This is a genomic window from Rhodococcus sp. H36-A4, from assembly GCF_027158005.1.
Taxonomy (GTDB): Bacteria; Actinomycetota; Actinomycetes; order Mycobacteriales; family Mycobacteriaceae; genus Rhodococcoides.
The window spans coordinates 263,631-276,576 of sequence record NZ_JAPVLQ010000001.1 but is presented as its reverse complement, the minus strand read 5'-3'; the positions used below and the strand labels follow the sequence as shown (position 1 = coordinate 276,576).

Annotated in this window: 12 protein-coding genes and 1 tRNA gene; 4 read left to right on the top strand and 9 right to left on the bottom strand. The window is 61.0% G+C overall.

Annotation, left to right across the window (positions count from 1 at the left end; genetic code table 11):
- The first annotated feature begins 120 nt into the window (after positions 1 to 120).
- Complete coding sequence (locus O1W68_RS01265; protein ID WP_269301087.1) at positions 121 to 816, top strand: recombinase family protein; 696 nt, start codon at positions 121 to 123, stop codon at positions 814 to 816.
- 88 nt (positions 817 to 904) lie between these two features.
- On the top strand, positions 905 to 2,449 hold the full coding sequence (locus O1W68_RS01260) for a tyrosine-type recombinase/integrase (protein WP_269301086.1): 1,545 nt from the start codon (positions 905 to 907) through the stop codon (positions 2,447 to 2,449).
- A gap of 28 nt (positions 2,450 to 2,477) precedes the next feature.
- Here O1W68_RS01260 and O1W68_RS01255 read toward each other — a convergent pair whose 3' ends face one another.
- The 6 genes from O1W68_RS01255 to O1W68_RS01230 all read right to left on the bottom strand — a co-directional run bounded on the left by O1W68_RS01255 (position 2,478) and on the right by O1W68_RS01230 (position 8,986).
- The gene (locus tag O1W68_RS01255; protein ID WP_269301085.1) at positions 2,478 to 3,350 is read right to left on the bottom strand and encodes a hypothetical protein; all 873 of its coding nucleotides are present in this window, start codon (positions 3,348 to 3,350) and stop codon (positions 2,478 to 2,480) included.
- Positions 3,340 to 4,041, bottom strand: a complete 702-nt coding sequence (locus O1W68_RS01250) for a DUF5343 domain-containing protein (protein WP_269301084.1) — start codon at positions 4,039 to 4,041, stop codon at positions 3,340 to 3,342. Before O1W68_RS01250 ends, O1W68_RS01255 begins: the two co-directional genes overlap by 11 nt.
- A gap of 210 nt (positions 4,042 to 4,251) precedes the next feature.
- Positions 4,252 to 4,327 (bottom strand) — tRNA-Arg (locus O1W68_RS01245).
- Between the two features lie 34 nt (positions 4,328 to 4,361).
- Positions 4,362 to 6,836 (bottom strand): ABC transporter permease, encoded by a 2,475-nt coding sequence (locus tag O1W68_RS01240; RefSeq protein ID WP_269301083.1) that lies wholly within the window; start codon positions 6,834 to 6,836, stop codon positions 4,362 to 4,364.
- Positions 6,833 to 7,531, bottom strand: a complete 699-nt coding sequence (locus O1W68_RS01235) for an ABC transporter ATP-binding protein (protein ID WP_269301749.1) — start codon at positions 7,529 to 7,531, stop codon at positions 6,833 to 6,835. Before O1W68_RS01235 ends, O1W68_RS01240 begins: the two co-directional genes overlap by 4 nt.
- Before the next feature lie 222 nt (positions 7,532 to 7,753).
- Entirely contained in the window at positions 7,754 to 8,986 is a 1,233-nt protein-coding gene (locus O1W68_RS01230) for a PucR family transcriptional regulator (RefSeq protein WP_269301082.1), read from the bottom strand.
- Positions 8,987 to 9,350: 364 nt separating this feature from the next.
- On the opposite strand from O1W68_RS01230, the gene O1W68_RS01225 reads away from it, so the two are divergent.
- Positions 9,351 to 10,223: an acyl-ACP desaturase gene (locus O1W68_RS01225; protein ID WP_269301081.1), complete on the top strand. Its 873-nt coding sequence runs from the start codon at positions 9,351 to 9,353 to the stop codon at positions 10,221 to 10,223.
- Positions 10,224 to 10,384: 161 nt separating this feature from the next.
- The gene (locus O1W68_RS01220; protein ID WP_269301080.1) at positions 10,385 to 11,251 is read left to right on the top strand and encodes a universal stress protein; all 867 of its coding nucleotides are present in this window, start codon (positions 10,385 to 10,387) and stop codon (positions 11,249 to 11,251) included.
- On the opposite strand, the gene O1W68_RS01215 is transcribed toward O1W68_RS01220, so the two are convergent.
- The 3 genes from O1W68_RS01215 to O1W68_RS01205 all read right to left on the bottom strand — a co-directional run bounded on the left by O1W68_RS01215 (position 11,248) and on the right by O1W68_RS01205 (position 12,942).
- Complete coding sequence (locus O1W68_RS01215) at positions 11,248 to 11,574, bottom strand: cupin domain-containing protein (RefSeq protein WP_084347738.1); 327 nt, start codon at positions 11,572 to 11,574, stop codon at positions 11,248 to 11,250. The genes O1W68_RS01220 and O1W68_RS01215 overlap by 4 nt on opposite strands.
- 61 nt (positions 11,575 to 11,635) lie before the next feature.
- Complete coding sequence (locus tag O1W68_RS01210) at positions 11,636 to 12,142, bottom strand: dihydrofolate reductase (protein ID WP_269301079.1); 507 nt, start codon at positions 12,140 to 12,142, stop codon at positions 11,636 to 11,638.
- Positions 12,142 to 12,942 carry a thymidylate synthase gene (locus O1W68_RS01205; RefSeq protein WP_269301078.1) on the bottom strand — a complete coding sequence of 267 codons (801 nt, stop codon included), beginning with the start codon at positions 12,940 to 12,942 and terminating at the stop codon, positions 12,142 to 12,144. The genes O1W68_RS01210 and O1W68_RS01205 overlap by 1 nt, the downstream gene beginning before the upstream one ends.
- Between the last annotated feature and the right edge of the window lie 4 nt (positions 12,943 to 12,946).

Genomic DNA, 12,946 nt, shown 5'->3' with positions numbered 1-12,946 from the left:
CCTAGCGGTGTTCGGAATGCGGTTTACCGGATTCTGCTCAGAGCAGAGAGACAGTTGGCGTCGTAAACGACCGTCGGCGACGTTTACGCCCCTACTTTCGGCGACCTTCAGGAGAGCGAAATGACCACTATACAAACGCCCGACCAGCGAGAACAAGAAGGACCAAAGCTCAACGGCCTCAGGGTTATTGGCTATGCGCGGGTCTCGACCAGCGCGCAATCCACACGCGGACATGGCCTGGGTTCTCAGCAGGACCAAATGCGAAGCTACTGTGCAGCAAACGATTTGAACCTGCTCACTGTCACGTACGACGTGGTGAGTGGCGGAAGTAGTGAGAAGATGTTCGGTCGAGCTACTGCGCTAGCTGCGATTGAGTCTGGTCTCGCGGATGCACTCCTGGTCCGCGCCTTGGATCGGGCGACGAGAGACCAGCTCGACGCAGCCTCACTGTTCAAGCGTGCGGCCAAGAACGGGTGGCGCCTGCTGGACTGTGACCGCGCGGACAGTGGCGACCCAAGCCAGCGCCTACTTGCTGACGTTCGTATTGCGATGGCTGCGGAGGAGAAGCGCCGCATCTCAGAGCGCACTGTCGAGGGATTGCGTCGAGCCAAGGCCCAAGGCCAGACGCTCGGCCGTCCATCGCGGATCGACCCCGGCATCGTCGCGGAGATCATTGCGATGCGGACCGAGGACGGCCTGAGCGCGCAGGCAATAGCGAAACGGCTGGATGAGATCGGGTTGAGCACCCCAGGTAACGGCCTTCAGTGGCATCACAGCACAATCCGTCGCCTGCTCCAGAGAGAGGGAGTGGCCTGATGGACGGCATCGCAGTGTTCCTTATGGTCGTCCTACCAATCACCTTCGCTGTGATCGGCGCAGTCTTCAACAGCGGAAAGAAGTAGCAATGGCCCACATCGAGAAGGCAGAGACCAAGCGGACCAAGGACGGCAAGCCGCAGTCGTCGTACCGGGTGAGGTGGACCGAGAAGGCCCGCGACGAGATGGGACGACCGATTCCATTCAGCCCCGGCAGGCCGGACGGTCGAGCCAAGGAGGTCAACAGGCAGCGCACCTTCCGATCTAAGGAGGCAGCGCAGGAGTACTGCGACGAGCTAAACGCTCAGCGGCACAAAGTAGTTGCCGCGTCGCCCTCAGAACTGCGCAAGCTCGGAGACCAGGCGCTCGGATATTTCGCTCAGCAGTACTTCGAGGGGTTGGCCGGGTCGGTGAAGCCGAGGTATGCGCGGGAGACCGAAGCCGTCTACAACCGCTACATCGCCGGTACTTTCGCCACGCGGGCCATAGCCTCGATCACTGCCGCTGACATTCGCCGATTCCGGGCCGACCTGCTGAGTCCGCGACCGAAACGCAGCTACCGATCCAACGAGTCGGTGGAGATGGTTACTTTGGCGAGGACCACGATCAAGCCTGCGTACGACGTGTTGCGGAGAATCTTGGATGTGGCGGTCGTGGACGGGGCTATCCCGGCGAACCCGGTCCACTCGGTGCCGCTCGGTCGGACCCCGGCCACCGTCGACGCGGACACCCCCGAGTTCGAGGCTCGACCACTCACCTCCGAGCAGGTAGGCGCTGTCACCGACCACATCACCCGCGTCCAGGGCTACCCGATTTACGCGCTGGCGGTGACAACGAGCGCCTACAGCGGGCTCCGCGCGGGAGAGCTTGCCGGCCTTAACGTCGGGGACGTGGGTTTGTCAGAGGGTGAGGGGCGCAACGGATCTTTGCGCGTGACGCGGACTAGGCGAGCGGTGCGGGGTGGCTTCGAGACAGGCACCCCGAAGAGCAAGCGCAGCCGTAGGACCGTGCCGATTGACGGATGGCTGGCGGACGACTTGCGTCGGTACCTCCTTGAGGTTCACCCGTTCGGCAACCCCGACCACGCGGACTACGACCCGAACGCACCGTTGTTCCCTGGTCGGTATGCGACGGGGGCGACGTTGCCGGACGGCCTAACGCAAGACGCGATCCGACCAGAGCGCGCGACGGTCGTTGACCCGGAGGTACGTCGGAAGAACGGAGCCGCCGACCGCCGCAACGCGACCTTCGACCCGACGGCGACCTGCATTCGGCCCGCCCCGTCCGAGGGGTACAAGTGGAGCGTTTCGATCAACCCCGGCAACGTCGCTGACCACTACTTCGAGCCAGCCCTGCGCGCGGTCGGCCTGTCGCACTCCCGCTGGCACGACCTCCGCCATACGTTCGCGGTGATGAGCCTGAGCGCGGGGGAGCACTACATGCAGGTCTCGAAGTGGCTCGGTCATGCGTCGTTCGTGACAACGCTCAACGTCTACGCCGACTACATCGCGGAGAACGAAGGCGGGAAGCGAGCCCCGCTCACGCGACCGCTTGCGGAACCGACCCCGGATCGATCGGCCCCGCAGGAGGCGTCGAACGTCGTGCCGTTGTTCGGAAGGAAGGCTGTGGGATAGATAGGGTTCGGAACAGGTGGTCTTGTTGCTAGCTGTCTTTCGAGAGTGCGTCCAGCACGCTTTGAATAGCGGTTCTTTGATGGTTGAGTCGGGTTCGTAGGTCGGGCCCTGCGGATGCATATCGCTCGTTGATTTCTGTAAGTTCCGCACGAAGCAATTCGCGATCTGACGTGCTTTTTCGAGTTCGTCCACCGCTGGTCGTCTTGGCTGCACTGAGTACGGCTGGCGGCAAAGTGGGCGGCGAGTTTAAAGGCGCGGGGATGTAAAGGGGCTGGGACGTCAACGTGCGGAACAGTCCATCGTACGAATCTAAGTCGTCCGGATCGACGTAGAATCGCTGCAGGCGACTCAAGTCGCTTGGCACTGTAGAATCGCTAATTCCAGGGAACATAACTAGTTTAACCTTGCGTTGCCATTCTGATTGATGTTTCGCGAATTCGCCGTGAAGAGCGTCTGCTTCACCCACCGCGCCCGCGCCTTCAGTGGGCTTATTCTTCCCTGACCACCTATCTGCCCATGGGGTCGAAACTACGACAAGAACATACTCAGAGGTTGCAATTTTGCCGGGACCGTAACGGCCCCAGTCGATCTCCTCATCAGAGAAATGGTACAAGTCAACGTCAGCATCGATTCCCCCTGACTGTCTAAGCGTCGTCGTGAACGTGGCAACCCGCCTTTCCCATTCTTGGACCTCGCTCTCTTTCCACGACGAAGCTGCGTGCGCCCAGGATACGAATGCGGTTGTGCTGCCTTGCTTCTCGTTCACCTGCGATACCTCTGTACTGGCCTTCGTTTCTTTCAGTGTTTGCGCTGGTTTGTGGAAACCGAGAGTTAAAGCATCACCTTGGATCTTGCGCGCTACCGAAATTGCTGCTCTAGCGGATTCGAATTCACTTTCCATACAAGTGCTTTGCCATGCTCGCGAAGATCGCGTCGATCTGTTGTGGATCTGCATCGGCCGCTATGTGGACTTGAATATCGAGATGGAGCGACGGAATCTGCTTCCCATTGTCTGGTGGAGTCGCGGTGTGCGTGGGCTTAGAGTCTGCATTTGAACTAGTGGTCTCGACACTACGATCGATGGTGTCGGGCTGCTCGATTTTTCTCGTCTCAGCAGTCGGGGATTTTTTTGTCGGTGCCGACTGCTTCTTTGGCTTGTCGCCCGCTTCGGGAGGTGACTGATCGTGCAGTAGAACAAAAAATTTCGCCTGTGCCTTAGCTGTAGTTTCGCCCGTGCCCTGCCTCATGAACCATCGCACCGCTGCGTCAACCTCCTCGGCGGGGTCGTTAATGGCATCGAGAAGGCTGGAAGGGTAGACGCGTTGGACGATCGCGGCGCAAGCTTGCGCATACTGCTCATCATCGCGGAAGTCGTTGACTAGTTCGGTCGGTTTAAGATCGTCATCAATCAAACCAACAGTCTTTAGTTGTGGGATCAGATTCGCGGCGGCTTTGTCCGAAATACCCAAAACTGTGTGCAAATAATCTTTGTCGATTGCCTTGGGGATGGAACCGCGAAGCCTGCGGTGGAGGTCGCCCCAAGCGGTCGCTCCAAGATAAGGGTATGAGCGTTTGGGTGCTGTTTCGGTCACCTGGGCCCCTAGTTTAGATGGTCGGAAGGAAGATCATCATCTCCCAGAACGAACCCACGGGTCGTTTTGACACGCAGATAGAGGGAAATTTTGCGACGTCAAGTGACGTTGCTCCGCGCTTCACGCGTAAATCACGCGCGTTTCGGGGTTGGAGCGGTCGATTCGGACCCTCAGATCGGGCCTGGCAGGCGCTCTACCTGCGGCGCTGTGTGGTGCCCTCGGCAGGATTCGAACCTGCGACCTACCCTTTAGGAGAGGGTTGCTCTATCCCCTGAGCTACGAAGGCGAGTTGTGCACGTGCGAGTGTACAACTCGCCTTGTCAGTCGGCGGCAATCGCGTCGACGATTGTCGAACGTGCAGCGTGGAGAGCTGGGGGAGCCGATCCGATGAGGGAGAGGGCGAGTGCGACGAGTCCGTAGATGACCACGGTCGGCCCGATGGAGTAGGGGATGAAGATTCCGGTGCTGGCGCCGAGGATGAGGGTGCTGAGGTATTGCAGGGCGGCGCCGATTCCGATGCCGAGGATGCCGCCGACGATCCCGACGGCTACTGCCTCAGCTATGACCATCCGTGCGAGTGTGCTGCGGCGCCCGCCCATGGCGCGCAGGACGCCGAGTTCGCGTCGGCGTTCGAGGACGGACAGTGTCAGGGTGTTCAGTAGTGCTACTGCGGCGACGAGTGCCACGATCCATTGGAGCGCGACGGCCAGTGCTCCGGCCTGCGCGATGGACCCGCTGGCTCCGGCCAGCGCTTCCTCGCCCGAGTACACGTACACCTCGGGCGGCAGGGTGGTGTCGAGTTCGCCGAGCACGGTGGCGGCGTCGCCGTCGACGGCTATTTCGAGGTAGGTCGCGCCGGGGCGGTCGAACCATTGCTGCATCGATTGCAGCGAGATGGCCATTGTTCCGCCTGCGGCGTTGAGGTAGTCGACCAGTGCGAGAACTTCGACTTTTCGGATGCCTGTCGGAGTGGGGAGCTCGATGATACTTCCAACCGAAATTCCCTGTGCTTCACCGAGTGTGCGCGAAATCGCGACACCGTCGCCGCGTAACACCGCAGCGCGAACGTCGTCGTCGAGGACGGACAGGGTGACGGCATTGCTGCCCTCGCCGACGGCTTGGATGGAGACGAATTCTTCGCCGAGCGTGGCGTAGGCCCATTGGCCTTCGACCACGTTCTGTACCCCTGGTGTGTCGCGGACACGTTGCACCACTGCGGGATCCAAGGTGGAGCCCGCGGGCACCACCGAGCTGGGGGTGAGCGAAACGTAGATGTCGGTGCGTCCGAGAGAGGACAGTGAATCCGTCGCTGCGGAGGTCAAATTGTCCAGGGCTCCCGACACTCCGACACTGACTCCGACGGCGACGACGATGGTCATCACCGTCGCCCAGATCCGTCGCGGTGCTCGTTCGACGGTGGCCGTCGCGAGTCGGCCGGCGCCGCCCCAGCGGCGGGGGAGTGCGGCGACGGCGTCGACGATGAGTTTGGTTCCGCTGACGCAAAGAGCGAGGACGCCGAACAGAAACAGTGCACCTGCGGCGAGGGTCAACTGGCCTTCGATGGTGGAAGCGAGGACGACTGCTCCGACGACACCGAGCACTCCGAGTGCCGCTGCGCCGACCGTGATGGACCTTCTTCTACCGGCGTCCGTCTCCGAGCCCCCGACGGCGAGTGCTTCCACCGGCGAGATTCGGTACACCTGAACCGCGGCGACCGCGGAGGCGCCGACACAGGCCAGGATGCAGGCGATGATCGCCACGGGGATGGCGTAGCCCGGCAGCACGTATTCGATGCGAGCGTCGAATTCTTGCAGTAGAAAAGGTGGCAGACTGCTGATGGCGATGCGGCCCATGATAATTCCGAGCGGAGTGCCGATTGCCCCGCCGATCAGTCCGACGAGGGCTGCTTCACCGAGGAGATCGCGGACGATGGTCGATCGCCTGCCTCCGAGTGAGCGCAACACCGAGATGGTCGGGCGGCGTTTGGCTATTGCCATGTTCATGACGTTGAACACGAGGAAGCCTGCGACGACGAAGGCGATGAGCGAGACCATCAATGTCGCATTGCGCGTCAGACTGATCGCGGAATCTGCTCTGTCGGCCCGAAAGTCTGGGTCCATCACCGCCACGCGGCCGGCGACGGCGTCGGTCATCGATTCCTTGACGCCTTGTTTCGCACCGTCGATCACGAAGATCGAGTCGATTCTTCCTGCGCGATCGGTGAGCGTCTGGGCCAAGTTCAGTGGCGCGACGAGAAACATTCCGCTACCGATTCGCTGTGATCCTGCACCGGAGACCACACCGGCGACGGTCAGCGGTGTTCCGCCGACGTCGAAACTGTCGCCTTCCTGCAACCCTGTCGAGGGTCCGACGAGCACTGCTCCCGGTGTGGCGAATTCGGTGACCGACCCGGAGACGGCGGTCTGCAGATCAGAGTCCAGTGCTGTGATCGAGGAGTCGATGCCGATGACGGTGATCTTCCCGAGCCCGGTCACGAGGTCGCTGCGGAGCATGGGAACGGCCGCGTCGACACCCGGTACTGCACGAACCACATCGAGTTCGGACTGGGAGAACCCGCTGTCGGTGACGCCGATGACCTCGAGGTCCGCGTTGCCGGCAATGGAAGCGGTGAGCCGTTCGACCGATCCCGTGAGCGAACCGTATGTCCCGAGGACTGCGATGAGCAGACCTGCAGCAACGGCGACGACGGCGGCCGAGACGAGCGATCGAACCCAGTGTGTACGGAGATCTCGAAGCCCGAAAACTCGGAATCGGCTGAGAGCGGTTTCGATCACAGTTCGGAACCGGACAGGACATCGGTGTCGATCCGGCCGTCGAGCATGCTGATGACCCGGTCCGTATTGCGAGCGGCCTCGAGGTCATGGGTCGCCATGACGACGGCTCGGGTGCCGTCACTGTCGTGGGCTATGTCGGCGAGGATGTTCAGCACGGTCTGCGAAGTCTTGGAGTCGAGGTTGCCGGTCGGTTCGTCGGCGATCAGCAGCGCCGGATTCATGATGAGAGCTCGGGCTATGGCGATGCGTTGAATCTGTCCACCGGATAGTTGCGCGGGCCGGTGCTCGGCTCGATCGGCCATGCCGACCATGTCGAGCAAGCGGAGGGCATCGACTTTTGCTTTACGGATGGGCATTCCGTCGAGAAGTTTGGGGACGGCGACGTTTTCCCACGCCGACATCGTCGGGAGCAGATTGAAGAACTGGAACACGAAGCCGACTTTGTGCCGCCGAAAGTCCGATTGCTCGTTGTCGCTCAACCGGGTGATGTCGACGCCGTCGAAGATGACAGATCCCGAGTCGGGTACGTCGAGGGCGCCGAGCATGTGCAACAAAGTGCTCTTTCCCGCGCCGGAGGGAGCGACGAGCGAGACGAACTGTCCACCCTCGATCGTGAGATCCACGCCGTCGAGGGCTCGTACCGGTTGATCTCCGGCCGAGTACTGCTTGACGACGCGGTCGAGGCGAAGCGACAGTGCTGCCATGTTGATGGCTCCCGTTCCGAAAAGGAGAACCGCCCACACATGTGCGGGCGGTTCTCTGTAGTGACAGCGTCCGCCAGTGCGCCTCTCGGCAAGAGGCCGCTCGAAGCGGCAATGTTGTTGGTACCCGGGGCATGGATCGAACGCTGTCGAAGTGTTCAACCACATCCCTGGAGCAACTATTCCTTCACTGTTACTACCCTGGGCGGGGATTTTCTAAGCAGCACCCTGAGATGCTTCGAGTCGGCGTGCGACCAGTGCAGCTTGCAGGTGGCGGATGCCCGAGGGCCGGGTCGGATCGAAACCGGTGAGCTGAGCGATGCGCTTGAGTCGATAGTCGACCGTATTCGTGTGCAGATGTAACTGCCGCGCCGATCGCTGTCGATTGAGGTCGTGCGAAATGTGGATCTCCAACGTCTCGAGCAACTCCGGCGAAGAATCGAGTGGTTCCAGGATCTGGCGAAGGTGACGCCGGCCCGGACCAGGCCGGGTGAGTTGGTATTCGAGCACCAGATCGTCCATTCGGTACAGACCTGATGGTCGGTGCAGTTGGTGCGCGAGCGCAAGAAGTTCGTGGACCTGGTCGGCCGCTGTGGGGATGTCGGACATGGAGGACTGCTCGGCGGTCACAGTGACAGGAACTTCGGCGGCGGTACTGATGCGATGCACCAGAGCTTCGACCCATTCTTCGTCGTGGACACCGGGGATGAGGACGGTGCCTCCTTCTGTGCTCAGCATCGACAGCGGCGTGCGGCCGCATATCGTTGCCAATTCGGCTTGCACGCGTCGTAGCTTGCGCCGGGCAGCGACTGTTTTCTGGATCGCCGGGTCGTTCTCGTCCGGGTGCGGGGGGACGGCGATCGCGAGTACGAGGTAGCTCTCGGCTAGTTCTATGCCGGACTGGCGCGCAATTGCAACGGCGTTGTGGCCGCTGAGTAGCGAGGACACCAATGTGTGTGCAGCTGTGTGATGTTCGCTGGCGACTGCTTGGAGTTCCTCTACATAGCTCTTGGACGCCGCGATCGATACTTTTTCGGACAGCAGTACGAACATCCTGGCCGCCTCGATCAGGTTGCTCGTGTCACCTGCACCTGCGCGTTTGGATACGAGATTCCAGCCGATCTGAATGCCCTCGTGATAGACGGTGAGCACTGATTCGAGTGGAACGCCCTCGCGTGCCCACTGGCTTGCCTTGGCTCGCAGTTGGGCAAGATCGCTCTCGTTGGGAGCTCGACGTTCGTCGAGCATCTGGACCGCGATGCTGATGCATTTGACAGTGAATTCGGTGACGTCGCCGTGCAACTGCTCGCCGGGCAATGAACCGCAGGGAGTGTTGGCAGCGAAGTGGCCGACGAGTTGGCGCGCCACGGCACGGTAATCGCGAAGCGGAGCGGACGCGAGCTCGCCTGCGACCATTATTGCGAGGCTCTTCGTGTTGTGAACGGTCACAGATCAGCCCTTCGGGTAGGAACTTCAGCTCTGGAGGGAACAAAGTTTCTCGCAAGTTTTATAGTGCAAACTTGCATTTTTTGACTCGAACTATGTCATATAACCACTTTTTGCATACTTTAGGTTTGTTTTTGGGCTACTAACGGACTTGATCATAGGATGTTACGAACGCCTTATCCAGGGTTTGAAAGAAAGAATTTGTGAAGGCTCTCAACTGCATGTCCCGAGGCTTGCGACATCGCCTAAAAAATCGGCATCTGGTTCACAACACGATGGTCGGCCGCTTAACGTTGACGGACGGCCATTCGATCGGCTGAGGGAACGTGCGAGGTGCGCTCGAGGGGGTGGGATGGTCAGCGGAGCGGTGAGTCAACTGGTACTGCTTCGAGAGCTGGAACCTGTGATCGGAGCAAATCTGGACAGGCACTTGGCCGCAGCGACCACGTGGGACCCGGCGGAGTATGTCGATCCCGAGAGGTATTGGCGTCAGCGCCGATCCACCCTGACCGAAACCGCCAAGGCAGCGTTGGTCACCTCGCTACTCACGCACAGTAGTACTGCGCTCGACCATCGCGAAGTGTATGGGACGAGTACTGCTCGCAACACCTGGTCCAGATGGATGCACGAGTGGAACGGTGAGAAGAAGTGTCACGCCGAGGCAATCCATCGATACTTGGTGGCGACGCGAAGCGTAGATCCGGTTGCGTTGGACCGCGCGCGTTTTCAGTGCATGACCGTGGGGATCGAGTCCGCGATGGAAGGTCAACATCTGCTGCGATCGATCGTTCACGCCACGGTCGATGTCATGGCCACCATGGTCAGTCATCGCAACACCGCGGCCGAGTGCAACGATCAGGTGGCTACCGAACTTCTGGGTCGCATCGTCGCGGACCAGCAGTTGCACTTGGATTTTCTTCGCGACGCAGCGTCTGCCGCGCTAGATATCGCACCTGCTCAGACGGCGAAGGCCATCACGGAGGTCATCCTCAATTTTCGGATGCCGGGCACCGGGATGCCAGGCTTCGAACGCAGTGCGATGCTTGTCTCACGCAACGGGATCTATGATCTGCGACGTCATCTCGACGAAGTGTTGTTGCCGGTCCTGAGGCACTGGCGAATTTTCGACCGTGTCGATCTCGGCCGGGGCGTGGGAAGCACGGCGATACTCTCGGACTTTCTCGACGACTTGGAGAACCAGGCGGAAGTGATCGAAGCCCAAAAGCTCCGTGCGTCGTAGGGGCGACGTACGAGGAAATAGCTCCCCGGGGGGTCTGTGGGAAAAGTAGCCTCTCTCCGGTTTCGATGATGAAACTGGAGGGAGGCACCTTTTGTTGCCCCCGACAGGACCGCATGTCGTCTATCCTGGTCCGACATCTGATCCTTACCGGAGGTTCGCACGTGACTAGACCCCGAACCATTGTCGTAGGCATCGACGGATCGGAATCGGCGGACCGTGCGGCGATCTGGGCCGCCCATTCGGCCGTGGCCAGGAACGCGGTGTTGCGCATCGTCATCGCCATTGCACCGCATCCTTCACCTATGCCGCGAGACCCTGGCGAAACAACAGACGCAGTAGCCCGGTCCCGACTAGAAGCTGCCCGAATCCTCGCCCGAGAGTCGGTCGAAGGTGCTCCACTCGACATCGTCGTCCAAGCGTGTGAGGGCAATACTGTAGACGTTCTGCTCGACCAGTCGTCCAGAAGCGACATCGTGGTCCTCGGTGCGCGTGGGCTCGGAGAGTCGGATTCAGGGGTACTCGGATCGGTGGCGGTCGCGCTGAGCGCACATTGCACCTGCCCGGTCGTCGTGGTCCGTGGGCGATCGATGGACGGTCTGCCGCCTGCGCAGGGGCCGGTAGTGGTAGGAGTCGACGGCTCCGCAATCAATCAGCTCGCGATCGTTGCCGCGTTCGACGAAGCAGCACAACGCGGTTCGGCGTTGATCGCGGTGCACGTCTGGTCCGATGTCAGTCTCGCGCACGGCGCAGGTGTACCGCAGGACTGGGATGTCATCTCCGCCTCCGAACAAGCCGTGCTCGCGGAAAGTCTTGCAGGCTGGCAGGAGAAGTACCCGGACGTCGAGGTGCGGCGCGTTGTCGCACAGGATCGTCCGGTGCGCGTGCTCAGTCAGTTGTCCGAGCAGGCTGCGCTGATCGTGGTCGGCAGTCGTGGACGAGGCGGATTCACCGGCATGTTGCTCGGATCCACCAGCTACGCATTGATCCAGACTGCCGACTGCCCAGTGATGGTGGTTCGCGGCTCCTAGATGGAGACCGTCAGGAGGAACGCGACGTCTTCGACGGCCTCGACGCTGTGCCTCGCGTCCGGAACGACCAGGAGATCGCCGGCGGAGCCCTTCCAGGACTTCTCGCCGCTCACAAGCTTGAGCTGACCGCTGAGGACGATCACCGTCGATTCGCCGGACAGGTCGTGCTCGCCGAGCTTGGTACCTGCGACGAGGGCTACCACTGTCTGACGAAGATGGCGCTGATGGCCGCCGTAGACGGTCTGTGAACTTCTGCCACTGGACGTGCCGACGGCGAGTTTCAACTGTTGTCGGGCAAGGGCGGTGAGTGACTTCTTGTCCATGCGCTCAGTATGACTCACGAGAAGCTTCGGTCAGAGCGGTCTGCTCGAATGACTGTGCAGATCAAGTACTTTGGTAAGCCTTGCCGTACTGAATGAAGCGATAGCGAATGGCGTCGTTGCTGCTGGATTGCCACTCGCCGGTGAGTGCGACCCAGTCACCGGACAGGGTCGGCGCCGAAGTGTCGCCAGCGACCGGAAGGTCGATCTCGGTGACCTGCAACTCCGTCGCGAACGGCATTGCCGCTCGGTATATCTCACCACCGCCGACGACCCAGGCGGGGTCGCCGTCGGTGAGACTCAGCGCAGCTTCGACGCTGGAGACGACCTGAGCGCCTCGCGCCTGCCATTCCGTGTTACGCGTGACAACGACGTTCCGACGTCCAGGCAGCGGACGGAACTTCGGCGGAAGTGAATCCCAGGTCTTTCGCCCCATGATCACCGCGTGATCAGCGGTGATCTGTTTGAAATGCGCAAGATCCTCCGGAACTCGCCAGGGGATGGACCCGCCGTCGCCGATTGTTCCGCCAGTGGTCTGCGCCCAGATCATTCCGATATGACGAGGGGGCATCAGACTGCCACCGGCGCTTTGATTGCCGGGTGGTGCACGTACCCGACGACCTCGACATCTTCGAAGGTGTAGTCGAAGATCGAATCACGTTGTGCGAGTCTCAGCTTCGGGTAGGCATACGGCTCACGGGTCAACTGCTCGGCGACCTGATCACGGTGATTGTCGTAGATGTGGCAGTCTCCGCCCGTCCAAACGAAGTCACCGACCTCGAGGCCGACCTGCGCCGCCACCATGTGCGTCAACAACGCATAGCTCGCAATGTTGAATGGGACGCCCAGAAAGAGATCGGCGCTGCGTTGATACAGCTGGCACGACAGCTTGCCGTCTGCAACGTAGAACTGGAAGAACGCATGGCACGGAGGCAACGCCATCTGCGGGATCTCACCGACGTTCCACGCCGAGACGATCATGCGTCGTGAATCCGGGTTCGTGCGGAGGGTGTCCATCACCTGGGAGATCTGGTCGATGTGTTCGCCCGACGGCGTCGGCCACGATCGCCACTGCACGCCGTAGACGGGCCCTAGTTCGCCGTCTGGGGCTGCCCACTCGTCCCAGATGCTGACACCGTGCTCGCGCAACCACTCGACATTGGACTCGCCGCGCAGAAACCAGAGCAGTTCGTAGACGATCGACTTCAGGTGCACGCGCTTGGTGGTGATCAGCGGAAAGCCCTCGCTGAGATCGAAACGCATCTGGTGCCCGAAGATGCTCGTGGTACCCGTCCCGGTACGGTCCGATTTGGCGGTGCCGGAATCGAGAACGTGGCGGAGCAGGTCCTCGTACGGCGTTGGAACCTTCACGGTG

Bases quoted from the DNA above. Each gene is read 5' to 3' on its own strand.
- O1W68_RS01265 (WP_269301087.1), top strand. From the start codon at position 121: ATGACCACTATACAAACGCCCGACCAGCGAGAACAAGAAGGACCAAAG.
- O1W68_RS01260 (WP_269301086.1), top strand. From the start codon at position 905: ATGGCCCACATCGAGAAGGCAGAGACCAAGCGGACCAAGGACGGCAAG.
- O1W68_RS01255 (WP_269301085.1), bottom strand. From the start codon at position 3,350: ATGGAAAGTGAATTCGAATCCGCTAGAGCAGCAATTTCGGTAGCGCGC.
- O1W68_RS01215 (WP_084347738.1), bottom strand. From the start codon at position 11,574: ATGGACAAGAAGTCACTCACCGCCCTTGCCCGACAACAGTTGAAACTC.
- O1W68_RS01210 (WP_269301079.1), bottom strand. From the start codon at position 12,142: ATGCCCCCTCGTCATATCGGAATGATCTGGGCGCAGACCACTGGCGGA.